Source organism: Parvibaculum sp. MBR-TMA-1.3b-4.2 (assembly GCF_053628815.1).
Genome location: NZ_JBRJHC010000001.1, coordinates 1,316,755 through 1,340,628, shown reverse-complemented (window position 1 = coordinate 1,340,628; position 23,874 = coordinate 1,316,755). Strand labels below are relative to the sequence as shown.

The following is a 23,874-nucleotide window of genomic DNA, read 5'->3' as shown; positions in this document are numbered from 1 at the left end:
GCCCCTACGGCAGCAAGAAGCGTGCCCGCCTTACGAGAAGTTCATTTCTTGCCGGTGGGGAAGATGCTGCGCGGCACCTTCACATGCACGCCCTGCCGGCCATCCACCACCTGCGTTACGGTGAAATCCGCCGTGATACTCATCAGCGAATAGGCGTCGTCCTTGCTGAGGTCCTGCTCCTCATTGAGGAATTTGAGCATGTCGAGCGAGGCGTTGCGCATCGCATTGTCCAGGTCTTCGTCGAAGCCGTGCACGATCCAGTAGCTCGGCGTTTCCAGCAGCGGCGAGGGGAACTCGAAGTCCTTGCGCAGCACGATCTGGAAGAGCACGTCGAGCGAGGCCTCGATGGCTGTGCCGCTGATTTCGCCGTCGCCCTGCGAGACATGCGGGTCGCCGATGGAGAAGAGCCCGCCTTCCACCTGCACCGGATAGAACATCGTCGCGCCCGCGCCGATGCGCCAATTGTCGATATTGCCGCCATGCGCGCCCGGCGGAATGGTGCTGACGCGGCCCGGCTGGTCGGGCGCCACGCCCGCCGTGCCCAGATGCGGGCGGATCGGCACCCGCACGCCGTTCAAGGCGCGCTGCCGGTCGCATTCCGGGCAATTGGTGATCTTGCCGGGCGTCTCGTAGAGGCCCGGATAGTCATAGGCGTAATGCGCCTCGGCGAGATTGGTGGAGCGGTCGATCTTGTAGATCGTCACGCGTTCCTTCTCGCCGAATTCCTTGTAGAGATGACCCCAGTTGGCGGCGAGGTTCGAGCCATAGTCGAAGCGCGGCACCATGCGCAGATAGCGCACTTCCAGCATGTCGCCGGGTTTGGCGTCTTCCACATAGATCGGGCCGGTCATCAGATGCACGCCGGGATTGCGGTCCGCTTCCGGCACGGTGTCGTAGATGTGGCGCACGGATTCGTCCATCATCAGCTCGGGCGCGTCGCCCGCGTGATGCGTCAGCGCTTCGGCCTGGATGAGAGCGCCGCTCTTGACGGTCAGCACCGGGGCAATCGAGGCATCGAAATAGCCCCAATGCACCGTTTCGGGGGTCGCCCGCAGCATGTGGAGCCCGGTCGGCTCGCTACGGTCGGTTCCGGCAGAGCCCTTGCTTGCCAACATCTGATCCATCGTCCACTCCTCTTCCAACGCCGGGGGCCGGACACAATTTCGACCCTGACGAAAAGAGTAGAGGCGACAAGGGCGGAACGTCTTGCATGCCCGCGCAGCGGAAATTGATGATTTGGCCCGGCAGATCGACGCTGCCTTCTATTCAGGCAGTCATGCGCACGAAATTGCCGCAAAAACAGCTGGGGCTCAGGCCCCGATAACGATGGTCGTCATGTCGAGCGAACCATATTCGACGACGGGCGTTTCGAAATGCACCGGCTCGCCTTCCGCGCGCGCGCCCATGACATAGAGAAGCGGCCAGTAATGGTCGGGCGAGGGGACGGAAAGCCTGGCATCCCGCCCGAAACTCTCGTAATCGACAAGCTTTTCCGGTTCGTCCGAGGCGATGCTTTCGCGAATGTAGTCGCCGAAACGGGCTGCCCAGTCATAGCTCCCGTCGCGCATGCGCCAGTTCATTTCCGGCAGGTTATGCACGATATTGCCGCTGCCCATGACGAGAACGCCTTCGTCGCGGAAAGCGGCAAGTTTCTTTCCCGCCTCATAATGCCAGTCATGGGGTTTGCGAATATCCATGCTGAGCTGGATAAGGGGAACATCCGCATTCGGATAGATTTTCTTGAGGACCGCCCAACTGCCATGATCGTAGCCCCACTCATGGTCGATTTCGGCATCGAGCGGGGAGAGACGGCGGACAAGCTCCGCAGCCAGCGCCGGATCGCCCGGCGCAGGATATTCCATCTGATACATTTCCTGCGGAAAGCCGCCGAAATCATGGATGGTGCGAGGGTGGATCTGCCCCGTCACGCGAACGCCCCTTGTACACCAATGGGCGGAGACGCAGATGATGGCGCGGGGCTTGCCGATTTCTTCTCCCAGCCTTTCCCACATGCGCGTGAAGAAATTGTCTTCCATCACATTGCCCGGACTTCCATGTCCGATGAAGATGGCGGGCATGCGCTTGGTCGCGGCGGGGGGTGTCATTTTTCGCTCTTTCGTTTCTCGGCGGTTGTGAAAATAAGGTCAGGCGCCGGCTTTCATGCGGTCCCAGGTTTCCTTGTAGCGCTGCACCAGCCAGACATTGAGATCGCTCTGAGCCTGCTCCTGCCATGAATAGCGTCCGCGCGGTGCGAAGCGGGAATTGAGGCCCACCTGCACCAGCTCGTCTACATGCTGGTCCTGGCTTGTGATCTCGATCGTATGCTTCATGGTGAAATCCATGAGTTCCTCGAACATCGGGTGTTCCATGGCGCCCGGCGCCATCAAAAGGCCGATGGTCATGGAGTGTTCCTGCGCCGATTCCGCATGCAGGATGAGATAGATCACCATGCTCGACGTCATCACCAGCGACAGCGTCGGCGGTACATTGGCGAACATCACGCGGTGGCGCTCTTCGTCCGTCAGCTTCGGAAATACCGGCAATACCGCCTTTTGCGTGGGGTTGAAGGCCGGGTCCATATGGCGTGCCCCGTTGAAGCGCAGATAGCCCGCGGCTCCCTCGGGCACCGGCGGGAAGCTGCACAACTCGCTCGGAATGAACTCGTGCAGCGGCCCCTGATGCAGACGGCTGGCATGGTAGCCGTCATTGTTGTTTTCCATCTGGACCTTCCAGTTCCACTCGAACTTCAAGGGTTCGTCCGGCGCGGGACCTTCGGCATTGGCAAGGTCGTAGTTCTTGAACGTCTCCTGCACCGTCGTCAGGCGCGGAGAGAGGGGGGCTGCATTCTCGTCGAAATTGACGAAGATGAAGCCTTCCCACACCTCGGTTTTGATTTCCGGCAGGCGGACGTCTTCGCGCCGGAAGTTGCAGGTCTTGTTCATGGCCGGCGCGCCGGAAAGGCGTCCGTCCAGCGCGTAGGTCCAGTGGTGATAGGGGCACACGAAACCGCGCGTGTTGCCGCGTCCTTCCGCCACCAGCATGGCGCGGTGTTGGCACACGGCCGACAGCGCTTTCAGCTCGTTTTCCCGCGTGCGGCAGATGATGAGCGGTTCGTTGATGTGAGTGACCGTGAAGTAGTCGCCCGGATTCTTCACCTGTTCCACGCGGCCGACGCAGAGCCATTCATGGTTGAAGAGCGCTTCCTTCTCGAATTCGAAAAAGGCTTCGCTGGTGTAGCAGGCCGGCGGCAGCGTCTCGGCATCCAGCACGTCGACAACGGAGCTTTCCAGGCTCTGGAAAAATTCCTCGTTCAGCGGATTGTCGGTCATATGCGTTTGCCTCTTGTCGGTTGTGACATTTGCTCGCCGCCGGCAGGGTGCGCGGCGGTCCCTTGCGAATGACACGGGCCCTCCATACGGCCTCCTACGCAACAATCGGGCCGATGGAGGGTTGCCGTGTCGGGGCCTGCCCGAGGAACGGTCCGAGCCGGCGGCGCATAGGCGCCAAAGGCGGCGGAAGAAGGCCCTTCACACCGAAAAGACTATCGGCTTCCGCTTGCGCACTCTTGCGGTATGCCGCCCAAAAACTTTGTTCCCGGACGGAGCGGGGATGGCGGTCTGCACAGCTTTGCCGCATCGCTGCCCGGATTTTCAGCATCGCGCTGCTGCAGTCCGGGGCGGAGGCGTTTTGTGCAAGCAATCGAGCGTGAGGGCGCAAGACGCTCGACCCGGCTCTCTTCTAGGCTTTGCCGGCATTTTGAACGAAGAAGAGCCGAAAGGGTTTAGCCCATGAAGATCGCTATCGTTTCCGGGAGCCAGCGCCCGGAATCGCAATCTCTGAAAGTCGCGCGCTACCTTGAAAAGCGCGTCGCGGAGTTATGCGAAGGAACATCGGTCTATCTGCTGGAGCTGGGCTCGGGCCCGCTGCCGCTCTGGGATCAGAGCATGTTCACCGGCGATCCCTCGCCGCTCAAGGAAGCCTGGGCACCCGTTTCCGCGGAGTTGACCGAAGCCGATGCCATCATTGTCGTGACGCCGGAATGGCATGGCATGGTGCCGCCCGCGCTCAAGAACTTCTTGCTCCTGTGCTCGAAGGAACTGGCCAACAAGCCGGGTCTGATCGTGTCCGTGTCCGCTTCGCTGGGTGGCTCCTATCCCGTCGCGGAGCTGCGCACCAGCGGTTACAAGAACAATCATATTTGCTGGATTCCCGACCACGTCATCATCCGCCACGTTTCGAAAATGCTGAACGGCGAGCCTTCCTCGGACGAGGAAAAGATGGTCGCCGGACGGTGCGATCACGCACTGCGTATTCTCGTGGAATATGGAAAGGCATTGAGGGCCGTGCGCGAAAGCGGCGTCACCGACTACGAGACCTATGCATTCGGTATGTGAGCCCGGCAGGTAAGGGCGGCGCCCGCCGGTCAAAGCGAAGGGCGCTTCAGAACAAGTATCTGGCACGGCTTTTGGATAGGTTTGAAACAGCAACATATTTCCGGCAGCGGTGCCCCGCCGGGGCAATAACCGGACTTTCTGTAAGGATGAGTGCAGATGGACTACGAAATCCTTGAGATCAAACCGATGACGGCGAATATCGGCGCCGAGATTTTTGGTGTCGATCTTTCGGAACCGCTAACCGATCCGGTCATTGCCGAGCTGCGGCAGGCCATCACCGATTATCAGGTCGTTTTCTTCCGCGATCAGCATATCGACCATGACGGGCACAAGACGCTGGGCAAGGCTTTTGGCGAGCTGGCGATCCATAGCGGCGTGGCCGGCCTTGCCGATCATCCGGAAATCGTGGCGATCCATGCGGATGCGAACTCCAAATTCATCGCAGGCGACAACTGGCATTCCGACCTGACCTGCAATGAAATTCCGCCCATGGGCAGCATTCTCTATCTGCATACCGTGCCGGAAGTCGGCGGCGACACGCTCTTTGCCAGCATGTATGCAGCCTATGATGCGCTGTCGGACCGCATGAAGGACTACCTTGAGGGGCTTTATGCGGTACATGATGGGGAGCATGTCTATCGTCCGATCACGAACGATCCGGACAAGAAGTTCCCCTGCAACGAACACCCCGTGGTGCGCACGCATCCCGTATCGGGCAAGAAGGGCATTTTCGTCAATCCTTCCTACACCACCAAAATCGTGGGCATGAGGAAAGACGAAAGCGACGGCATCCTGCAGATGCTCTACAAGCATTGCGCTAACCCGAACTTCCAGGTGCGTTTCCGCTGGCAGCCAAATTCGATCGCCTTCTGGGACAATCGCTGCACCTGGCATCTTGCCGTCTGGGACTATTTCCCGCAGACACGCTCCGGTTTCCGCGTGACCATCGCCGGGGACAAGCGTCCCGCCTGAACGGACATGCACGAACGAAAAAGGCCCGCCGATGTGCGGGCCTTTTCATTTCTCGGGTCATTTCTCGGGGCGTGAATGACGTCACTCGCGTTCGTCGAAACCGGTCGAAAGGCTGATCTGCGCCCAGCGGGCGATCTCCGCATGGAAAGCGCCGAGTTTCCGGCCGACATAGAAAAGCGCATCGGCCCCCAGCAGCAGGTGCAGCGGCGGCTCTTCCGCATCCGCGATATGCAGAATGGCGAGCGCCGCCTTCACCGGATCGCCCGGTTCTTCGCCCGCATGATCGCCGAAAATCCGCCGCGCCTCATGCGCGGTCGCGTCGTAATCCTCGATCTCGCGCGCCGTGAAGGACATGGATCCGCCGGCAAATTCCGTCCGAAGGCCGCCCGGTTCCACATTCGTGACCTTGATGCCGAGCGGGCCGACTTCTTCCGCCAGCGTCTGGCCTATGCACTCCATCGCGAATTTGCTGGCCCCATAGATTCCGGTGCCCCACCAGGGCGCAAGGCCGCTCACCGAGGTGATGTTGATGATGCGGCCGGCGCGGCGTGCCCGCATATAGGGCAGAACCGACTGGATGACGGCAACTGCGCCGAAGAAATTCACATCGAACTGCGCCCTGATTTCGTCCATGGACGCTTCTTCGACCGCGCCCACCAGCCCATAGCCTGCATTGTTCACCAAGATGTCGATGGGGCCGAGGTCGGCCTCGATGCGCGCGGCGGTTTCCCGCACTGCTTCCTGCTCGGTCACATCGAGCAGATAGCCATGCGCAAGGCCCGGGGCGAGCGCCTCGAAGGCCGTCCGGTCCTCTTCGCGTCGTACCGTGCCGGCGACATGATCGCCCAGCCGTAACGCGGCGAGGGCGACGGCGCGGCCGAGACCGCTGCTGACGCCCGTAATCCACCAAATACGCGTGTCGCGCTCTGTCATGGGATCCTCTCCCGTAAATTCGGAACTGACGGGAAAAGCCGCTCAGTAGGGTTTGTCGCCCTTCACCCAGAGGCGATGCATCAGGCGGTAATATTTGGTGTCGTCATAGACCGTGCCCGTATGCAGCGTGCAGCGATTGTCCCACATGAGAATGTCGCCGACCTGCCATTTGTGCCGGTGCACGAATTCGTCCCTTGTGACGAAATCCACGAGTTCGTCCACAAGCTCCAGCCCTTCCGGGTTGGGCATGCCGACAATCTCTTTCACCGTGCCGGTGCTCACCCAGAGTGCCTTGCGTCCATTGGCCGGATGCGTCCGGATGAGCGGATGGATGACATCGGGATTGGCCGCCTTCATCTCTTCGGAAAGTTCCATGCGGCCGAATTCGCGCGTGGACATCAAATGCTGGTAGCTGTGATGCAGCTTGAGGCCATCGAGTTCCGCCTTGCGCTCCTCGCTCAATGCGTTGTAGGCGGCGCACTGATCGGCCAGCAGCGTGTCGCTGCCTTCCGGCGGCACTTCCTTGGCATAGAGCATGGTGCATTTCACGGGCTCTTCCTTGTAAGAATAGTCCGTATGCCAGCCCACGCCGTCATTATGGGCACCGATCGGTTTCCCGTCGACTTCGCGATTGGAGAGAATGAAAATTTCAGGATAGCCGGGCAGAGTGAACTGTTTCTGCGTATGGCCTTCCGGCTGGCCGAAACGCGAGATGAACGACATCAGGTCGTCCGGCTCCATTTCCTGGCCGCGCAGCAGGATGGCGCCGCGCTTGTTGAACGTATCCACGACCGCTTCCAGCGTTTCGTTATCCGCTGTCTTGAGGTCGACATCCAGTATTTCCGCGCCAAAGCCTGGTTTCAGCTCACGCAGTTTCAATTGAGGCGCCATGGTCACTTCATCAATCACTGTCACTTGGTTGAAGAAGGCTACTCATCTTCTATGAAGTGATCTTGTTTCGATGCGCCCAATCCTTTGCCGCAGATGAAGCGCGCGATCTGCCCCTGCGACGCGGGTGCTGAACAATGCGGCAGAGATGCGGGCGGGACGAAATCGTACATAAACGGGGAATGGCTTTGCGAAAGTGACGAAATAGCCATGTTTCATGCGGCATTGGCCCCGCTGTGGTCCGTCGCGTGGCCGTGTTTCCCGCAAAGCCGGTTGCGGCGAATGCGGCTAGGCGCTGCGTCTTTCAGCAATCAATCTGTCCTCTGAGCGAGGGAAGGCGAACGCATACTTGTCTGAATACGCCCGGCGCCTCGTCGGTGCCGAAATCGGTGGCAGGTCATGCCGTAGCCTTGGGGATAGAGGCTGACAAGAAGTCAGTTCCGGAGTGCTGAAAAACAAAAAAGTCAATTGAATCAACAAATTGTCTGTCTGGCACGCCTATTGCTCTTCTAGTCCCTGCCGCTCATGCACCTTGTTGGTAGCGCGGCCTTGTTTGTGTGAAGGGGGCTTCTGGCATGCGAAGAAAATTACTTCTCTCCTCTGTTTCGATGATGGTGCTGATGATCGGCACCACGACCTTGCCGCGTGTTGTCCACGCGCAGGAAGCAGGTGGAGAAACTGCGACGGGTGACGACGCACCTGTGATGACCTTGTCCACCTCGTCTTCCGAGACCACGGATGGCGAAGCGGGCGACGGCAAGAAGGCGGCCGAGATGGTCGTGATTTCCGAACGCGACAAGGCGGGGCTGCTGGAGCAACAGCCGAGCGACCTGCTTTTTGGTATCGACAAGCCGCTGCTCGAAACGGCGCGCTCTGCGACATTCGTCAGCGACGATACGCTTGACGCTTATGGCGTGACGACGGTCAACGACCTGGCTGCCGTATCGCCGGGCACGTTCACCGCGTCTTTCTATGGTGTGGAAGGCGCGCTGAATGTGCGCGGTCTTCTGGCCGAAACCTATTTCCACGGCTTCAAGCGCATCGAAAACCGCGGCACCTATCAGACGCCGCTTGGCTCCACCTCGCGCGTGGACATTCTGCGCGGCCCGCCCACGGCGAATTTCGGACCGGGCAAGGTCGGCGGCTCGATGAACCTCGAGCCCAAGACCGCGAAGATTTCGGAAGAAGCCGGCTACCTCACCGACGTGACGGGCGAGGTCTCGGGCACTTTCGGATCCTATGACAAGAAGAACGGCAGCTTCCAGGCCGGTATTCCGATGAGCTTCGGCAATACCGACGGCGGCCTCTATGTCTATGGCGAGATCGAGGATTCCGGCAGCTTCTACAATGGCATCACGCCGGAGCATCAGCTCCTGCAGACGACCGGCGATTTCGATATGAACAACGGCTGGTCGTTCAAGGTAGGCGGCATGTTCTACCATTCCGACGGCTATGTGCAGACGCCGGGCTGGAACCGTCTGACCCAGGACCTGATCGACAATGGTACCTACACCACCGGCCGCAATACCAGTGTCACGGACGCGAATGGCAATGGCTATCTCGACTATGGCGAGTTGCCGGCCGGCGGGCTGACGAGTTATCCGCAGTGTTTCGGTTTCTGTGACGCCGATCCCACGGCACGCACCCTGGACACCGGTGTTGGAACCACCAAACTGGACCCTAAAAACGTCTACATCAGCGACAGGGATTTCTCCGAGACCTACACGGTTACCTTGTTCGGGGATCTCGTTCACGAATACTCCGACGGCTCGAAGCTCAGGTTCCAGCTCTTCTTCGACTCGCTCGGCAATGAGCGTTTCGTGAGCTACGGCTTCCCGGCCGACTACGAAGCCTATACGGGCGAAGGGCGCCTCAGCTACACCGGCAGCTTCGCGCCGGATCTGGCATTCGTGCCGTTCACGCTCGACTACAATGTCGGTGTGTCCAACCGCTACTACTCGGCGACCAAGAAAGAGTCCTTCAACTATGGCGGCATCGCGCTCGATCGCCGCGACATCTCGGTCGGCGCCACGCCGAACGATACGCTGGGCTCTCCCTTCGATGCCGGGTCCGGCTACGGATGGGACAGCAATGTCGAGTCGAGTTGGAACGATGCCGGTATCTACGCCATGCTCGACTCCGACCTTGGCGGCGCCATCGATATCACGCTGACCGGCCGTTACGACTGGTATGCGGCAGAGACCATCGATCGCGGCACGCTCTGCTACTGCACGCCGGGGCATCAGTATAATGACGATGGGAAGTTCACCTACTCGGCCATGGCCATGGTGCCGTTGCCCTACGGCTTCCGTCCTTATGTGACCTATGCCAAGACCGCGGCCATCGAGTTCGGTCAGGCAGGCGACGTGGCCCCGGGCAACCTGGCCAATGGCTCCTGGCTGTCCGATGGCGACCTCACCGAGGCCGGCATCAAGCTGGAGGCCTTTGACGGCATCCTCACGGGCTCCTTCGCCGCCTATCGCCAGCACAGGACCATCTACGACACCGTCAGCGGTAGCGTCGACAAGACCGAAGGCAAGGGTATCGAGCTGGAGATGCGTTATCTGGCGACGGACAATCTGAGCTTCACCTTCGCGGGTAATGCTCAGCAGACCAAGATCCTCGGCAGCTACAACGCCTTCTACTACTTCCGCCCGTCCGACTTTGCTGGCACGCCTTATGCCGATGTGGCGACCAACTATGGCGGATCGCTGGCTGCCTACTCCTTCAGCGATATGGCTGGCGTCACGGGTAATTCCTACTACTCGGGCGAAATCGAAGACCGCCGTATTCCGGAGATCGTGGCGAGCCTGTTCGCGACCTACACCACGGACAAATACTCCTGGGGTCAGCTCGGGGCGACAGCGGGCGTAAGATACGTGTCGGAGACCGCCGGTCTCTCCGCCAACCCCATCCACTATCCGGACTACTACCTCGTGCAGGCCTCGGCCTATGCGGACTTCTATGACTGGAAAGTGCAGCTCAACGTCAACAACCTGTTCGACGAAGAGTACTTCACCCCGCTTCAGGATCTTTATGGCGACGTCGCCGCTCTGCCCGGCAAGGGCCGCGAGTGGCGTGTGACGGCGACCTATCGCTTCTGACGGCGAATGATGCGTGTGACGAGAAAGAGTATTGGAGGCAAAAGGCGCTATGAGTGAACTTCGTGACAACCTATATGCGTGGTTCGTCCTGCTGTCTTTCAGCCTGATGTTCTTTCTCGTCACCGCGACCACTTTCACCTCTCTCGGCGTGGTCCTGCCCGACATGGTGCGGGACCTCGGCTGGGACTGGACCTCGGCCGGTCTCGGTTTCACCCTGCTCGGTATCTCCTGCGGCCTGTCGAGCTATCCGCCGGCACTGATGATCCGCTACACCAATGTGCGCCTGACCGTCCTGTTCGGCGGCGCCATGATGGTCGCGGGCTTCCTCTGCCTCTATGAGGTGCAAGGCATCGGGGTCTATTTCCTGGGAACGATACTCGCGGGCACGGGGTTTTCCTTCGTGGCGACGGTGCCCGGCACCTATGTCATCGCGCGCTGCTTCAAGAAGCAGTCCATGGCATTCGGTATCTATTACACATTGGGCGGTCTGGGCGGCATTGTCGGTCCGCTGATCTATTTCACCGCGGTGGGCGTCTGGGACAACTGGCGCATGCACTGGATGATTGCGGCCGTCCTGACCGGTATCGCTGCGCTTATCATCGCGCTCTTCCTCCGCGAAGGCGAAGAGCAGGACAAGAAGGCTGAAGAGATCGCGAATGACGCGGTTGTCGATGCCGCGCCCGGCGTCCACATGACGAAAGAAACCTGGACCGTCGCGCAGGCGCTCCGCACGCCGCAGTTCTATATCATCACGGCGGCCTATGTTTCCTTCCTGCTCTGCGGCATCACGGTGAACAGCCTCTCCGTAGCGCATCTGACGGAGCATGGCGTGGCCATGGCGCTCGCCGGCAGCCTGCTCAGCGTCGAGGCTTTTCTCAATTCCGCGGCGCGCGCGGGCAGTGGCTTCCTTGGCGAGTTCTTCGAGCCGAAAAAGCTCCTCTTCATGTCGCTGATGTGCCTCGTGGTGGGCATGGTGGCGCTGACGCTCGGCACCAGCTTTCCCATTTTGCTGCTCTATGCGGCGGGGGTCGGTATCGGTTATGGCGCCACCTTCCTCGCCACCAGCGTGCTGCTGATGAACTATTTCGGGCGCGGCCCCTATCTTGAGCTTTTCTCGATGGTGAACGTGGCGGCGACCCTTGCCTCTTTCGGTCCGTTCATCGGCGGCTATGTGCGCGACACCACGGGGTCGTTCGTGCCGGCCTTCCTGCTCTTTGCCATCGTGCCCGCGGTGGTCGGCGGCGCGGTGCTGCTGATGCGCCCGCCGGTGCGAAGCGATGAAGGCGATGCGGCTGCCGAGGATCAGGCTGAAGACGGGGGAGAAGAGGGATTGCGAATGGAGGCTGTCGGCTCGTCGAGCTGACGCCCCCGAATGACATGAGTAAGGACGGGACACGGTCGTCCCGCGAAACCAGAAACGAGAGTACCAAGATGACGAAGCAATTCGGCGTTTTCCTCCCCATAGCGAATGGCGGATGGATCATTTCCAAGAACACGCCCAAGCTGGACGCGTCCTACAAGCAGAACCGCGACGCGGCGGTGCTTGCCGACGAGATCGGGCTGGATTTCATCATGTCGATGATGAAATGGCGCGGCTTTGGCGGCGAGACAGAGCATTGGGGCACCTCGCTCGAATCCGTCACCATGATGGCCGGCATCGCCGAGGCGACGAAGAATGCGAAGATCATCGCCACGGTTCACACCCTGCTGCAGAACCCTGCTGTCGTCGCGAAGATGATCGCGACGCTCGACCACATTTCGGGCGGCCGCGCCGGGCTCAACATCGTGTCCGGTTCCTACAAGGACGAGTTCGACCAGATGGGTGCCTGGCCCGAGAACCTCGATCATGACGGTCGCTACCGTTATGCGGAGGAGTGGGCAAAGCTCGTCAGGACGATGTGGGAAAAGGACCATGTCGACTATGAAGGCGAGTTCTTCACCTTCAAGGATTGCGTCTCCGAGCCCAAGCCGATGTCGAGCCCGCGCCCCTATCTCATCTGCGCCGGGCAGTCGGAGCGCGGCCTTCGCTTCACGGTTCAGAACACCGATGCCTGCTTCATCGGCGGCAAGACGGCGGAAGACACGCTGCGCATCAGCCGCATGGCCCGCCGCGTTGCCGATGAATACAACGAGACGATCAAGGTTTTCGCCATGAGCACGGTCGTGTTCGGCGAAACCGACGAGGAGGCCGCTGAAAAAGTCGCCTACTACAAGGAAGGTCTCGATTGGGGCGCCGTGCAGGGCATGATGCGCTCCTACGGTATGGAAGCCGATGGCAGTTCCAGCGTGATGGGCGAGAAGGCGAAGGAAACCTTCATGACCCATGTCGTGCATGGCACGCCTGCGACCTGCCTTGAAAAGCTGAAAGAGCAGGTCGAAGGCTGCGAGCTCGACGGCGTCATGCTGATCTTCCCCGACTATGTCGAGGGGCTGAAGATCATGGGCGCCGAAGTGCTGCCGAAGCTCCGGGCTCACTTCGCATGACGGAGCTTGCGGAAAATACCTCGTCTGAGGGTGCTGGCGATCTGAAGGCCTGGATCGCTCCGGACCGGACGGCGCTGTGCGTGATCGACATCCAGGTCGATTTCGCTGCGCCGGACGGCCTGCTGGCAGGCTTCGGGGTCGATATGTCAGCCGTGCCGGCGGCAATCGCCAAGACCGAAAGTCTGATCGCCGCCGCGCGGAAGGCGGGAGTGCCGGTGATTTTCATCGGCCTTTCCACCTCGCCGGAAACCGACAGCCCGTCATGGGGCGAGTGGATGCGCCGCCGCCATGGCGATCCGGAAGCGGAAAGCAATGTCTGCCGCGCCGGGTCGCCGGGCGCTGCCTTCTACGGTCCTCAGCCCCAGCCGGGCGACCGCGTGGTGCTGAAGCCGAAATACTCCGCCTTTTACGGCACGGACTTTGCGGATGTGCTGTGCGACGCGGGCGTGGACACGCTCGTCGTCTGCGGCCTCACCACGGAATGCTGTGTGGACTGCACGGTGCGCGATGCCTTCCACCGCGACTATCACGTCTTCATCGCGGACGACGCCTGCGCTGCCTATGGCGCGGATGTGCATGAGGCGGCGCTCCAGTCGCTGGAACTCAATTGCGCCATCCTGAAAAAGACAGCGGACATCCAGGGTGCTTGGGAAAACTGAAAATGACCGATCTTCTGAACATCAAAATGCCCGCACCCTGTCAGGTGGGTGAAGAGGAGCGCGCCGCGCTCTCCGCCTCCATCGACAAGGATGAGCTGACCGAGCTGGCGCTTGAGCTGGGCAATATTCCGAGCCCTTCGCGTCATGAGGCGGAGGCGAGCAACTACGTTTTCGAATGGTTGCAGCGCGAGGGCTTCACCCCCCGCACCGTCGGCGCCACGCCGGAGCGGCAGAACGTCATCGGCGAATATGGCGGCTATGGCGATGGCAAGAACCTTCTCTTCACCGCGCATCTCGATACGGAAAGCCCGACATGGGAACCGGATCTCGACGCGGCGCGCTACCGGCCCGAAACACTGGAAAACCGCGAGTGGCAGGAATGCTGGCTCGAAGACGGCAAGCTCTTCGGCTACCCGATTGCCAATGACCGCGGCCCCATGAGCTGCTTCCTGATCGCCGCCAAGGCCTTGAAGAAGGCCGGGTTCGATCTCTCCGGCAAGCTGTACCTGACGGCCTGTCCCGGCGAAATCGGCCCGGAGCCCATCGAGGAGCGCCGGGGTGTCGACTATCTCGGCAAGGATATCGGCGCGCATTACCTCTTCCATCATGGCGGCGTCTCGCCCGATTTCGCCATCGCGGCGGAAGGTACGGATTTCGGTCTCACCTGGCAGGGCTGCGGCTATGTCGTTTTCCGTATCCGGATATACGGGCAGGGCATCTTCACGCCCATTCTCGATACGCCGGAAAACATGCTGGAGCATCCCAACCCGATTTACCGGCTGGGTCCCATTCTCGAAGCTTTGCATGAATGGGGGCGCACCTATCCGGAGCGTCATCGCTATGAAAGCGAAGGCGGCATCTCCATCCCGAAAACGCAGATCGACAGCATTCGCGCCGGTATTCCGCATTCCTTCGGGGCGGGCACGGAGGTCGTATCCCTTTATACCGAGGCAGGCCTGACGCCGAAGCAGAAGGCAGCCGACGTGCAGCATGAGCTGACGGCGCTCATGCGCCAGTTCGATCTCGACGGCTTCGACATCGAGCCCATGGTGGTGCGTCACGGCTTCGAAGCGGATGCGGATGAGGTTGCGCCGCTCGTTTCCGCCGTGGGGCGGGCGACGAGCCTTTCTCTCGGCCGGCCGCTCGAGCGAGCAAACCCCGTCTATTCCTCCATGTGGCGCGATCAGAACGTCTTCAACATGCATCGCATTCCCGCCGTCACCACGGGCATGCCGCGCTGGCGGCCCACGCCGGACGATCTCGCCGACAGCGCGCTCATCTATGCGCTGACCGCGCTTTCGGTCTGCGGCCGGGCGGAAGGGCGGCGTAATGCCGACACCTACAAGCCCGTCTATGGCGACAAGCCGTTCTGAGGTCGCGCCCATGAACGCTCGATCGAACGCTCAATTGAAAGACAGGCGGGATATGGCCGAAATAGATGCGGATCTGTTCCGCGGCGCGCTGGGCTGCTTCGCAAGCGGCGTCACGATTGTCACCACGCTAAAGGACGGCGCCCCGGCGGGCACCACGGTCAGCGCCTTCTCCGCGCTCTCCATGGACCCGCCCCTGGTGCTGGTCAGCATGGACCGCGGCAGCAACACGCTCGCAGCCATTCGCGACGCCGGTTTTTTCGGAGTGAACATTCTTTCGGCAGAACAGGCCGGTATTGCCCGAAAATTCGCCTCTTCCAAAGGCGGACCGAAATTCGAGGGTGTGGACTGGCAGAGCGAAGTCACGGGCGCGCCGCTCTTTGCGGAGAACAGCTCCACGATCGATTGCGCATTGGAAATGGTTCACGACGGCGGCGACCACGAAATCCTTGTGGGGCGGGTGCTTTTCGTGGACTGCCCGGGCGAAACGGAACCGCTTCTCTACTTCAAGAGCGCGTTCCGGGAGCTGGTTTCGTCATGAAACGTCCCTGTCGCAAACGGGGTGATCTTACTGTTACGGAAACTGGTTACCGTGCAGACGCACCGCTCGGCCGGGAAGTGCGGAGCCGCAAATGATCGTGGCACCGGTTGTGCAAATGCGGGAGTGCCTATCGGCTGCATGCCATCGTTCCGGCATGGCGGGCGACAGTATTAGTTCGAGGAGTTGATTATTTGAGTTCGCTGGACTTTCGGGAAGGCCATCCGGGATCGAGCCGCGTTGTTGGACTGGCGATTGTGCTGGGGCTGCATGTCGTGCTGCTGGCGGCGCTTGTCTTCGGGCTGGGCAGCAAGGATGAGGAAGAAGCGCAGGTGCCGCTTCAGGTGACGCTCCTGGAAGAGGAAAGCGCGCCGGAGCCGCCCGCGCCTGAGACGCCGCCCCCGCCGCCGGATCTGGCGCCGCCGGAGCCTGCCTATATACCGCCGCCGGAGATCAAGCTCGAAACGCCGCCGCCCGCGCCCAAGGCCATCCAGGCGGTGCAGGAGACGAAGCCGGAGCCGCAGCCCGTGAAGCGTCAGCAGAAGCCGGCAGTGACGGGTCCCCGGGCCGACCCGAGCCACGGCAATACGCAGCCGCCTTATCCCGCCGCCTCGCGGCGCATGGGCGAAGAGGGGCGCGTCGTACTGGAGCTTTATGTGGACGAAACCGGCGATGTGACGAAGGGCAGGATCGCGCAGTCGAGCGGCTTTCCCCGTCTCGACAAGACGGCCCTCATTCACGCCAAGCGCAAATGGCACTTCCTGCCGGCGATGCAGAACGGCAAGCCGGTGGGCCATTGGATCAAGTTTGCCGTCGCATTCAAGCTGACGGATTGACGAGAGTGTGAAGCCGCGCCGTCGAGGTGCGCAAGCGTAGACGAGTTAAAGGACCTGATGAGATGAATACGCGGTTTGTTTTGACGATCCCTTCCCTGAAAGCACTCGCTGTCGCCGCGACGCTCGGGGCGGGCCTGCTGATCTCGCCCGCCCTCCATGCGCAGGAGGCGGCGGCGCCCGCGGCGGAAGACGCTGCACCGGCGGACGACCCGGTGCCCGCGGCGGACGACCAGGCGCCTGCGACTGATGAAGCGGGCCTACCGGAACCGGGTGACCTGCCCGCCGGCGAAGACGCCATGGCGGCGGAAGAGGGCGAAGTTCCCGCCGAAGGGCCGATGGCCGATGTGGCCATGGATGAAGAACCGGCCAATCCCTACGGGCTGAGCGCGCTCTGGAACCAGGGCGACTTCGTGTCCAAGGGCACGCTGCTCATTCTCGCGCTGATGTCGATGGGATCCTGGTACATCCTCATCACAAAGCTCTTCGAACAGCGCCGTCTGTTCGATCAGTTCAACCGGGTGATCAAGCTCTTCGCGCCGACCTCCACGCTGAAGGAAGGCATCGCCGCCCTGCCGGAGCGAAACTCCTTCCGCTCCATCGCGATGGAAGGCGAAGAAGCGGTGGAACAATATGACAAGGGCCTGTCGGGCGAGGTGACGCTGGCCGACTGGTCGGCCGCCGCGCTCAATCGTGGCGTGGAAACGCTGACGCAGAAGCTGCAGGGCGGTCTCGCCTTCCTGGCCACCGTCGGCTCCACCGCGCCCTTTGTCGGTCTCTTCGGCACGGTGTGGGGCATCTACCACGCGCTGGTGGCGATCGGCATGTCGGGACAGGCCTCGATCGACAAGGTGGCGGGCCCGGTGGGCGAGGCGCTCATCATGACGGCCATCGGCCTTGCCGTCGCCGTGCCCGCGGTGCTCGGCTACAACCTGCTGATGCGCCGCAACAAGGGCGTCACCTCCCGCGCGAAGCGCTTTGCCACGGAAGTCCATCTGCGCATTCTCACCGGCCGTCGGGCCTGATGTCGTCATCGGAATGGAGGTGATGTCATGGCAATGAATGTCGGTAGCGAAGATGGCGACGAGGAAGTGATCTCGGCGATCAACACCACGCCGCTGGTGGATGTGATGCTGGTGCTTCTCATCATCTTCCTGATCACCATCCCCGTGGCGATCCAGACGGTGCCGGTGAACCTGCCGGTGGCCGACAGCGAAGCGAACCACACCAAGCCTGAGAACATCACCGTCGCGGTGGATGCGGACGGCAACTACTACTGGAACGCGTCCGCGGTGCCGGACAGGCAGGCGCTTCTGGACAAGCTGAAGGAGGTGTCGGCGATGACCCCGCAGCCGGAGATCCAGGTGCGCGGCGATGCGGAGGTCCGCTTCGAGGCGATCGGGCGGCTGATCGTGGCCGCGCAGCGCGCAGGCATCCGCAAGGTCGGCTTCATCACGGAGCCCACCCCGCCCAATGGTGCATGAGGAGTAAGTCGACATGGCAATGAATGTGGGCACGGAAGGCGGCGACGACGAACCGATGGTGGAGATGAACACCACGCCGCTGATCGACGTGTTGCTTGTTCTTCTCGTGATGCTCATCATCACCATTCCGCTGCAGACCCAGGCTGTGAAGCTGGACATGCCGCAGATGACGGTGAGCGACGAGCGTCCCGATCCCGTCGTCGTGGATCTCGAAGTCGACTTCGACGGCACGGTGTTCTGGAACGGCAACGCCGTCCCGACCACGGTGGACCTTGAAGACAAGTTCACCGAGATCGCCGGGATGCAGCCGCAGCCGGAAGTGCATCTGCGGCCCAACCGGCTCGTCAAATACGACTATGTCGCCAAGGTGCTGTCCGCTGCGCAACGCCTCGGCGTCACCAAAATCGGCTTCGTCGGTAATGAACAATATATGGATTGAGGGGAAACGGTTTCCCATGAGTAGCTTGAGTAAATTCGACATCTTCAAATTCGCACGCAGCCTCATTCTGGCAGCGGCCCTGCCCCTCGGCATGGCGGCAGCGGTGATGGCGCCCGCCGCCGCGCAGGCCGCCGAAACCATGTCTGTTGAAGTCGGCAAGCCGCTTCAGGCCGCGCAGAAACTCGCCAAGGCTGGAAAATACGCAGCCGCGATGAAGAAGACGCGCGAAGCCGCAGCCGTCAAAAAGAAGACGGCTTATGAGAGCTTCGTCGTGAACGATTTCATGGGCTATCTCGCCGCCCGCCTCGGCGACTACGCCTCGGCGGTGAAGGCCTATGAGGCGTCCTATGGCTCGTCCTATGTCCCTGCCGCGCAAAAGCCCAAGCGGCTTCAGGCGCTGGCCGACATGGCCTATCGCGGCAAGATGTATGGCAAGGCTGCGTCCTTTGCGACGCAGTACCAGAAGTCCTTCGGACCCGACCGGAACATGCAGGTTCTGGTGATGCAGAGCGACTATCTGCGTAAGGACTATCCAGCTGCCGTGAAATCCGCCGCCGCGCTTGTGGCGGCTGCGGAAAAATCCGGGAAGGCGCCGGAGGAATCCTGGCTGCAGATCCAGATGGCCAGCGCCCAGCAGGCGGGCGACAAGAAGATGCGCGCCTCGGCACTCCGGAAGCTCGTAAAATATGCGCCGTCAGATGTGTACTGGAAGCAGTATCTGGCGGATACGCAGCGCGCCATCGGCACATCGGACCGCATGACGCTGGAACTCGACCGTATCCTGCGCGCGAAAGGCTATATGGACAGCTCCCGCCGCTACATGGAGGCGGCCCAGATCGCCATTCAACTCGGCCTGCCGGGCGAGGCGAAGGCGCTGATGGATGAAGGCTTCAAGAAAGGTGTGCTCGGCGGCAAGGACAAGAACCGCGAACTGCGCCTGCTCAATATGGCAAAGAAGCTTGCGGCCGAGGACAAGCTGTCGCTGGCAAAGGACGCCCCCGGCCCGAAGGGCAAGGCGGCGCTCGGCGAGGCCTATGCCAGCTATGGCCAATACGACAAGGCGATCGCGCTCTACAAATCGGCGCTGGCGGCCTCTCTCCCGGAAGCCGGCCTGACGCGCCTGCATCTGGCGCAGGCCTATCTTGCCACCGGCAGGAAGGCCGAGGCGCGAAAGGCTCTTGCAGGCATCAAGGACGGGAAGGCGGCGCGGCTGGCACAGGCCTGGTTGCTGCTGGTCTGACAGACGAATAGCCGGTCGGCCTCTCTCCGGGCGGCGCTAAAGCGACTTTAGACCAGTGGTCTAAAATTTCTTGCCTTGTTTAGACCGCCGGTCTAAAAAGGGCGCATGACAGCTTCCGATGACAAAAAACGCCGGCCCCGGGCTCCTGAAAGCCCGGAGGAACGGTTTCGCGCCCTTTCGCCGGATCGTCAGGCGCAATTGCTGGATCCGGCGGAGGCCGAATTCGCCGAACATGGTTTCGACCGCGCGTCCCTTAACCGCATTCTGGAGCGCGCGGGTATCAGCAAGGGGCAGGCCTATCACTATGCGCGCGACAAGGCGGCCCTCTACCGGCTCGTCGTGGACCGCGCATTGAACCGGATCGCGGAAGAGGCCGCGCCCGTCGCGCTCAAGGCGGAATCCCCCGACGCCTTCTGGGACTCGCTGTCCGATGTTTTAATGCGGGCGACCCTCGTCATGGCCGACAAGGTCCAGCTGGCAGAGCTCGCCAAGGGCATCTATTCGGATACGCCGCTGCTGCGCGACGAACTTGCGCCGCTTGTCGAGCGGGTGAAAGGCTGGGTGCGTCAGGCGCTGGAAACCGGTCAGGCGGCGGGTGCCGTGCGGCGCGACATGCCCATCACGCTCCTTGTCGCCAATGCCCTCGGCGCGGCGCTTCATGCAGATCGCTGGTTCGTCGAACACTGGTCGGAACTTACCGATGAGGAAGCGCTGGAGCGTACGCAGCAATCCATCGAGTTGTGCCGAAACATGCTCGCCCCTGCTGCATCACCTGCAACGCAGCCTGACGACTCTCTTATGCGTGAAGTTGAAGCGCAGGCGGAGGTTCTGGTGCCGGTCCTGCATGCCTTGCGTGCGGAAATCGGAGAGGAAAAGGCGAACAGGCTGGTGCTGGGCGCCGTCGCGGAGGAGCGTCGCCGCAAGTCGCAGCGCGCGGCGCAGAACGCGGGCGGCCCCTCCAGAAAGGCATGGGCCAGCGCCATGGCCGATCTCGGCCGCCGCGTCGGCGACAGCGTCGACTACAAATGGTTGCGACAGGAGGAGGGCGCCCTCGACTATGACGTGACGTCCTGCGCCTTTGCGCAACTCTTTCGGGCCATGGGCGAGCCGGACCTCGGCCGCGCACTGGTTTGCGACATCGACACCGACATGGCGACGGCGAATGCACCGGATGTGGAGCTGACCCGCGAGCAGACGCTGATGCAGGGGGCTCCCTGCTGCACCTTCCGCTACCGGTTCCATCCCGAACATGACGAGGACGAAGAGGCGGAGAGTAAAAGCGATGAGTAGCGGTCCGCATACAGATGAAGAAGGCCTGCCCCAAAAAGTGTCGTTCGCCGATGCGATAGCGCCGACGCTTTCCCGCGCCCGGCTTCGTATCCTCATCGTGGGGGCGGGGATCGCCGGCGCAACCTTTGCCGCCCTGCTGAAGCAGCGCGGAGAGGCGCCTGTCCTCATCGAGAAAAATCCCGCAGTCACAGCAAGCGGCTACATGCTCGGCCTCCTGCCGCTTGGCGGCCGGGTCCTGCACGGGCTTGGTCTTCACGATGCTTATCTGGCCGAGAGCAGGCCTATGAATGCCTATGAATTCATAGGCATGTCCGGCAAAAGGCTGCGGCATTATTCGCTCACCCCGATCATGGAGCGCTATGGCGCCTATCAGGGCATTGAGCGCGGCGCGCTTCTCGATCTTCTGCGCGGCAGCCTTGGCGATCTGCCCGTACATTACGGGACGACCATTCGCAATCTCGTCCAGGATGAGGGCGGTGTCGATGTGACCTTCGACGATGGATCGCGCCATCGCTTCGATCTGGTCGTTGCGGCCGACGGCATTCACTCAACTACGCGCGACTTCATCCTGTCGGCGGATGAATATACGCCCTATCGCACCGGCTGGGGCGGTTGGGTCATGTGGACGGACGCCCCCTCCGCCATGGGCGGCACCTATCGCGAACTCTGGGGCCCCGGCTGGGGCATGGGCCTGTATCCGGTGAAGGATCGGACGGGCATTTTCCTCGCCGGCCGCATCGACGCGCTGAAGGAGAAATCGGCCCGGTCGCTTGTCGATGAGTTGAAGACGCAGCTCGGCAAGCGCAAAGGCCCCTTCGCCGATGCGCTGGAGAGCCTCGAACCGGAAGACGAACCCTTTTTCTGGGCCCTTGATGATGGCCGCGCCAAATGCTGGAGCAAGGGACGCGTCGTGCTGCTCGGCGATGCGGCCGCCGCCTTCCTGCCGACGGCGGGGGCGGGGGCTTCCGTCGCAATGGATTCGGCGGCGGCGCTGGCAGACGAATTGTCGCGAACCGATGCGGCGGGCATGACACGCGCCCTGACGCTCTATGAAAAACGCCAGCGCTCCCGTGTCGAGGCGGCGCAGGACGGGTCCCGTTCGCTCGCCCGGCTGATGTTCGTCAACTCGCCTGCGCTCGTCCGCCTGCGAAATGCGTCCATGTATCTCTACACGCAGAAAACGCTGCTGAAGAGTCTCGGCAGGATGATCGAGGGAGAATGACGATGCGTGGAAATGACGACAGGAGAGGGAGGCTGGCATGGAAAAGCTCATAGGCGGTGTCTTCTACATCATGCCGCTCATTTTCGCGTTCGGTTTTATGGCGCCCGTCATGGCGCAGGCAATCCACGCGATCGGGTGGCTGCCGCCCTTTGGCCTGTCGCCGCTGGCCTTCTCGGCCATCGTCTGCGGCGCATGGGGTTTGGTCGCGCAATTCTGGAGGAGATGGATATGACCGTGGACGCAGCCGATTATGCGGGCCTGAGCGAAACCGAGCTGATGAGACGTGAGCGCGAGATTGCGCGCCGCCATATGGGTAGGTTTCCCTGGTTCATGGTCGTCTGGGCCTTCGCCAATATGGCGGTTTGGCTGTCGCTCTGGCCTCTGGTGCTTTACGGGTTCCTGCCGCTATGGGCCGGCTTCCTCATCGCTACCATCAACATGACGCTCGTCTATCTGCCCACGCATGACGCCCAGCATGACATCATCGCCCGTCCCGGCGAACGGCTCAGATGGTTCAATGAGTTCCTGGGGCATGCGACGAGCTGGATGATTGCCTCGTCCTTCGAGGTGCTGCGCCAGACCCATCTCGAACATCATCGGCATACGAACGATCCCGCTCTTGATCCCGATTACGCGACGAGCGCGCGCGGCGCATGGCATGCGATCTGGCGCAGCATCCGCGAGCGCCAGCCGGATGGCGAGCGTGGGAAGGCTTATGAGGAATGTCTGATGCGCATCGGCCGCTCGGATCTTCTCCTGCACGCAGCGGCCTATAATCTCGTTTATCTGGCCGTTCTCTGTGTGGCGGCGTGGTCGGGCTATGGGCTGGAAGCCTTCTTCCTCTGGTGGCTGCCCTTGCAGCTCGCCTTCATCTATATCGATTTTTTTCTGTCCTGGGCGCCGCATCACCCGGCTGAGGCGACGGGCCGCTATCGCGACACACGGGCCTTCCGTTCCCGTCTGGGCAACGTGCTCTCGCTCGGCATGCAGTACCACATCGTCCACCACCTGCATCCGCGCATTCCGCTCGACCGCAACCCTGCGGCCTATCGGGAGCTGAGGCCGATACTGGAAGCCCGCGGCTGCCGCCTCGACGGGATTTGAGCGCATGGGCGGGGCCGCCGCCCATGCGTCTCTTCTGCGTCGTTACTTCACCTTTTCGAAGTCGCTCGCGTCGTGCCGTTCGGGAAGCTGGCTCTCGGGCTCGCCCCAGACGCGGTTGACCATGCGGCCCCGCTTCACGGCGGGCCGCTCCGAAAGCTGGTCGGTCCAGCGATTGACGTGCTTGTATTCATGCACGCTCAGGAACTCGCCCGCGTCGTAGATCAGCCCCTTGGCCAGCGCGCCGTACCACGGCCAGATCGCCATATCGGCAATCGTGTAGTCCGGCCCGGCGATATATTCATTGTCGGCAAGTTGCCGGTCCAGCACGTCGAGCTGGCGCTTCACCTCCATGGCAAAGCGGTTGATGGCATATTCGATCTTCACCGGCGCATAGGCATAGAAATGCCCGAAGCCGCCGCCGAGATAGGGTGCGGAGCCCATCTGCCACATCAGCCAGGAATAGCATTCCGCCCGCGCGGCAAGATCCTTCGGCACGAAGGCGCCGCCGAACTTCTCGGCGAGATAGAGCAGGATCGCGCCGCTTTCGAAAATCCGCGTCGGCTTGTCCGTGCTGCGATCCATCAGAGCGGGGATCTTGGAATTCGGATTGATCGCCACGAAATCCGACCCGAACTGGTTGCCTTCGCTGATATTGATGAGCCAGGCGTCGTATTCGGCGCCCTTGTGGCCGGCTTCCAGCAGCTCTTCCAGCATCACCGTTACCTTCACGCCATTGGGCGTCGCCAGCGAATAGAGCTGGAAGGGATGCTTGCCGACGGGCAGTTCCTTCTCATGCGTGGGGCCTGCGATGGGGCGGTTGATATTGGAAAAACGGTTTTCGCTCTTGTCCTTTTCCCAGGTCCAGACTTTCGGCGGCGTATATTCACTATCTGACATGTAAAACTCTCCTTCCCGGAATT

23 protein-coding genes are annotated in these 23,874 nt (G+C 61.6%); 17 read left to right on the top strand and 6 right to left on the bottom strand.

The genetic code is table 11. The annotated features are described in order from the left end of the window. Positions 1–41: 41 nt before the first annotated feature. The 3 genes from ACSSVQ_RS06550 to ACSSVQ_RS06540 form a co-directional block, all read right to left on the bottom strand. The gene (locus ACSSVQ_RS06550; protein WP_454181644.1) at positions 42–1,124 is read right to left on the bottom strand and encodes an acetamidase/formamidase family protein; all 1,083 of its coding nucleotides are present in this window, start codon (positions 1,122–1,124) and stop codon (positions 42–44) included. A gap of 186 nt (positions 1,125–1,310) precedes the next feature. After that, positions 1,311–2,105: a 4,5-DOPA-extradiol-dioxygenase gene (gene ygiD / locus ACSSVQ_RS06545; RefSeq protein ID WP_454181642.1), complete on the bottom strand. Its 795-nt coding sequence runs from the start codon at positions 2,103–2,105 to the stop codon at positions 1,311–1,313. A gap of 39 nt (positions 2,106–2,144) precedes the next feature. Further along, positions 2,145–3,329, bottom strand: a complete 1,185-nt coding sequence (locus tag ACSSVQ_RS06540; RefSeq protein WP_454181640.1) for an aromatic ring-hydroxylating oxygenase subunit alpha — start codon at positions 3,327–3,329, stop codon at positions 2,145–2,147. Between the two features lie 459 nt (positions 3,330–3,788). Between ACSSVQ_RS06540 and ACSSVQ_RS06535 the strand changes: the two genes are divergently transcribed. Both ACSSVQ_RS06535 and ACSSVQ_RS06530 read left to right on the top strand, forming a co-directional pair. Next, a complete protein-coding gene (locus ACSSVQ_RS06535; protein WP_454181638.1) occupies positions 3,789–4,394 on the top strand; it encodes an NADPH-dependent FMN reductase in 606 nt (201 codons plus the stop codon). Positions 4,395–4,550: 156 nt separating this feature from the next. After that, entirely contained in the window at positions 4,551–5,366 is an 816-nt protein-coding gene (locus ACSSVQ_RS06530) for a TauD/TfdA dioxygenase family protein (RefSeq protein ID WP_454181636.1), read from the top strand. An 81-nt stretch (positions 5,367–5,447) separates the two neighbouring features. Here ACSSVQ_RS06530 and ACSSVQ_RS06525 read toward each other — a convergent pair whose 3' ends face one another. Next, complete coding sequence (locus tag ACSSVQ_RS06525; RefSeq protein ID WP_454181634.1) at positions 5,448–6,299, bottom strand: oxidoreductase; 852 nt, start codon at positions 6,297–6,299, stop codon at positions 5,448–5,450. A gap of 42 nt (positions 6,300–6,341) precedes the next feature. Next, a complete protein-coding gene (locus ACSSVQ_RS06520) occupies positions 6,342–7,190 on the bottom strand; it encodes a TauD/TfdA dioxygenase family protein (RefSeq protein ID WP_454181632.1) in 849 nt (282 codons plus the stop codon). A gap of 572 nt (positions 7,191–7,762) precedes the next feature. On the opposite strand from ACSSVQ_RS06520, the gene ACSSVQ_RS06515 reads away from it, so the two are divergent. The 15 genes from ACSSVQ_RS06515 (at position 7,763) to ACSSVQ_RS06445 (ending at position 22,954) form a co-directional block, all read left to right on the top strand. Next, positions 7,763–10,291 (top strand): TonB-dependent siderophore receptor, encoded by a 2,529-nt coding sequence (locus tag ACSSVQ_RS06515; RefSeq protein WP_454181630.1) that lies wholly within the window; start codon positions 7,763–7,765, stop codon positions 10,289–10,291. 49 nt (positions 10,292–10,340) lie between these two features. Next, positions 10,341–11,654, top strand: a complete 1,314-nt coding sequence (locus ACSSVQ_RS06510) for an MFS transporter (protein ID WP_454181628.1) — start codon at positions 10,341–10,343, stop codon at positions 11,652–11,654. Between the two features lie 68 nt (positions 11,655–11,722). Continuing rightward, positions 11,723–12,775, top strand: a complete 1,053-nt coding sequence (locus ACSSVQ_RS06505) for an LLM class flavin-dependent oxidoreductase (protein ID WP_293328333.1) — start codon at positions 11,723–11,725, stop codon at positions 12,773–12,775. Beyond that, positions 12,772–13,434, top strand: a complete 663-nt coding sequence (locus ACSSVQ_RS06500) for a cysteine hydrolase family protein (RefSeq protein WP_454181626.1) — start codon at positions 12,772–12,774, stop codon at positions 13,432–13,434. Before ACSSVQ_RS06505 ends, ACSSVQ_RS06500 begins: the two co-directional genes overlap by 4 nt. A 2-nt stretch (positions 13,435–13,436) precedes the next feature. Next, positions 13,437–14,807, top strand: a complete 1,371-nt coding sequence (locus ACSSVQ_RS06495; RefSeq protein ID WP_454181625.1) for a peptidase M20 — start codon at positions 13,437–13,439, stop codon at positions 14,805–14,807. Between the two features lie 52 nt (positions 14,808–14,859). After that, complete coding sequence (locus ACSSVQ_RS06490) at positions 14,860–15,345, top strand: flavin reductase family protein (protein ID WP_454181623.1); 486 nt, start codon at positions 14,860–14,862, stop codon at positions 15,343–15,345. Positions 15,346–15,536: 191 nt separating this feature from the next. After that, on the top strand, positions 15,537–16,178 hold the full coding sequence (locus ACSSVQ_RS06485) for an energy transducer TonB (RefSeq protein WP_454181621.1): 642 nt from the start codon (positions 15,537–15,539) through the stop codon (positions 16,176–16,178). An 80-nt stretch (positions 16,179–16,258) separates the two neighbouring features. Continuing rightward, on the top strand, positions 16,259–17,200 hold the full coding sequence (locus ACSSVQ_RS06480) for a MotA/TolQ/ExbB proton channel family protein (RefSeq protein WP_454181620.1): 942 nt from the start codon (positions 16,259–16,261) through the stop codon (positions 17,198–17,200). A 27-nt stretch (positions 17,201–17,227) separates the two neighbouring features. Next, positions 17,228–17,659 (top strand): ExbD/TolR family protein, encoded by a 432-nt coding sequence (locus ACSSVQ_RS06475; RefSeq protein WP_454181618.1) that lies wholly within the window; start codon positions 17,228–17,230, stop codon positions 17,657–17,659. 13 nt (positions 17,660–17,672) lie between these two features. After that, positions 17,673–18,098, top strand: a complete 426-nt coding sequence (locus tag ACSSVQ_RS06470; protein ID WP_339614568.1) for an ExbD/TolR family protein — start codon at positions 17,673–17,675, stop codon at positions 18,096–18,098. 16 nt (positions 18,099–18,114) lie between these two features. Then, positions 18,115–19,338: a tetratricopeptide repeat protein gene (locus ACSSVQ_RS06465; RefSeq protein ID WP_454181617.1), complete on the top strand. Its 1,224-nt coding sequence runs from the start codon at positions 18,115–18,117 to the stop codon at positions 19,336–19,338. A 105-nt stretch (positions 19,339–19,443) separates the two neighbouring features. Further along, positions 19,444–20,628 (top strand): L-2-amino-thiazoline-4-carboxylic acid hydrolase, encoded by a 1,185-nt coding sequence (locus ACSSVQ_RS06460; RefSeq protein ID WP_454181615.1) that lies wholly within the window; start codon positions 19,444–19,446, stop codon positions 20,626–20,628. Then, the gene (locus tag ACSSVQ_RS06455; RefSeq protein WP_454181613.1) at positions 20,621–21,850 is read left to right on the top strand and encodes an FAD-dependent oxidoreductase; all 1,230 of its coding nucleotides are present in this window, start codon (positions 20,621–20,623) and stop codon (positions 21,848–21,850) included. The genes ACSSVQ_RS06460 and ACSSVQ_RS06455 overlap by 8 nt, the downstream gene beginning before the upstream one ends. A 37-nt stretch (positions 21,851–21,887) precedes the next feature. After that, positions 21,888–22,082, top strand: coding sequence for a hypothetical protein (locus ACSSVQ_RS06450; protein ID WP_454181611.1), 195 nt, complete (start codon positions 21,888–21,890; stop codon positions 22,080–22,082). Next, the gene (locus tag ACSSVQ_RS06445; RefSeq protein ID WP_454181609.1) at positions 22,079–22,954 is read left to right on the top strand and encodes a fatty acid desaturase; all 876 of its coding nucleotides are present in this window, start codon (positions 22,079–22,081) and stop codon (positions 22,952–22,954) included. Before ACSSVQ_RS06450 ends, ACSSVQ_RS06445 begins: the two co-directional genes overlap by 4 nt. A 42-nt stretch (positions 22,955–22,996) precedes the next feature. On the opposite strand, the gene yghU is transcribed toward ACSSVQ_RS06445, so the two are convergent. Beyond that, positions 22,997–23,851 carry a glutathione-dependent disulfide-bond oxidoreductase gene (gene yghU, locus ACSSVQ_RS06440; protein WP_454181607.1) on the bottom strand — a complete coding sequence of 285 codons (855 nt, stop codon included), beginning with the start codon at positions 23,849–23,851 and terminating at the stop codon, positions 22,997–22,999. Positions 23,852–23,874 lie beyond the last annotated feature (23 nt).

Bases quoted from the DNA above. Each gene is read 5' to 3' on its own strand.
- ygiD (WP_454181642.1), bottom strand. From the start codon at position 2,105: ATGACACCCCCCGCCGCGACCAAGCGCATGCCCGCCATCTTCATCGGA.
- ACSSVQ_RS06510 (WP_454181628.1), top strand. From the start codon at position 10,341: ATGAGTGAACTTCGTGACAACCTATATGCGTGGTTCGTCCTGCTGTCT.
- yghU (WP_454181607.1), bottom strand. From the start codon at position 23,851: ATGTCAGATAGTGAATATACGCCGCCGAAAGTCTGGACCTGGGAAAAG.
- ACSSVQ_RS06455 (WP_454181613.1), top strand. From the start codon at position 20,621: ATGAGTAGCGGTCCGCATACAGATGAAGAAGGCCTGCCCCAAAAAGTG.
- ACSSVQ_RS06470 (WP_339614568.1), top strand. From the start codon at position 17,673: ATGGCAATGAATGTGGGCACGGAAGGCGGCGACGACGAACCGATGGTG.
- ACSSVQ_RS06525 (WP_454181634.1), bottom strand. From the start codon at position 6,299: ATGACAGAGCGCGACACGCGTATTTGGTGGATTACGGGCGTCAGCAGC.
- ACSSVQ_RS06490 (WP_454181623.1), top strand. From the start codon at position 14,860: ATGGCCGAAATAGATGCGGATCTGTTCCGCGGCGCGCTGGGCTGCTTC.
- ACSSVQ_RS06445 (WP_454181609.1), top strand. From the start codon at position 22,079: ATGACCGTGGACGCAGCCGATTATGCGGGCCTGAGCGAAACCGAGCTG.
- ACSSVQ_RS06475 (WP_454181618.1), top strand. From the start codon at position 17,228: ATGGCAATGAATGTCGGTAGCGAAGATGGCGACGAGGAAGTGATCTCG.
- ACSSVQ_RS06515 (WP_454181630.1), top strand. From the start codon at position 7,763: ATGCGAAGAAAATTACTTCTCTCCTCTGTTTCGATGATGGTGCTGATG.
- ACSSVQ_RS06530 (WP_454181636.1), top strand. From the start codon at position 4,551: ATGGACTACGAAATCCTTGAGATCAAACCGATGACGGCGAATATCGGC.
- ACSSVQ_RS06505 (WP_293328333.1), top strand. From the start codon at position 11,723: ATGACGAAGCAATTCGGCGTTTTCCTCCCCATAGCGAATGGCGGATGG.
- ACSSVQ_RS06550 (WP_454181644.1), bottom strand. From the start codon at position 1,124: ATGGATCAGATGTTGGCAAGCAAGGGCTCTGCCGGAACCGACCGTAGC.
- ACSSVQ_RS06465 (WP_454181617.1), top strand. From the start codon at position 18,115: ATGAGTAGCTTGAGTAAATTCGACATCTTCAAATTCGCACGCAGCCTC.
- ACSSVQ_RS06460 (WP_454181615.1), top strand. From the start codon at position 19,444: ATGACAGCTTCCGATGACAAAAAACGCCGGCCCCGGGCTCCTGAAAGC.
- ACSSVQ_RS06495 (WP_454181625.1), top strand. From the start codon at position 13,437: ATGACCGATCTTCTGAACATCAAAATGCCCGCACCCTGTCAGGTGGGT.
- ACSSVQ_RS06540 (WP_454181640.1), bottom strand. From the start codon at position 3,329: ATGACCGACAATCCGCTGAACGAGGAATTTTTCCAGAGCCTGGAAAGC.
- ACSSVQ_RS06520 (WP_454181632.1), bottom strand. From the start codon at position 7,190: ATGGCGCCTCAATTGAAACTGCGTGAGCTGAAACCAGGCTTTGGCGCG.
- ACSSVQ_RS06450 (WP_454181611.1), top strand. From the start codon at position 21,888: ATGGAAAAGCTCATAGGCGGTGTCTTCTACATCATGCCGCTCATTTTC.
- ACSSVQ_RS06535 (WP_454181638.1), top strand. From the start codon at position 3,789: ATGAAGATCGCTATCGTTTCCGGGAGCCAGCGCCCGGAATCGCAATCT.
- ACSSVQ_RS06500 (WP_454181626.1), top strand. From the start codon at position 12,772: ATGACGGAGCTTGCGGAAAATACCTCGTCTGAGGGTGCTGGCGATCTG.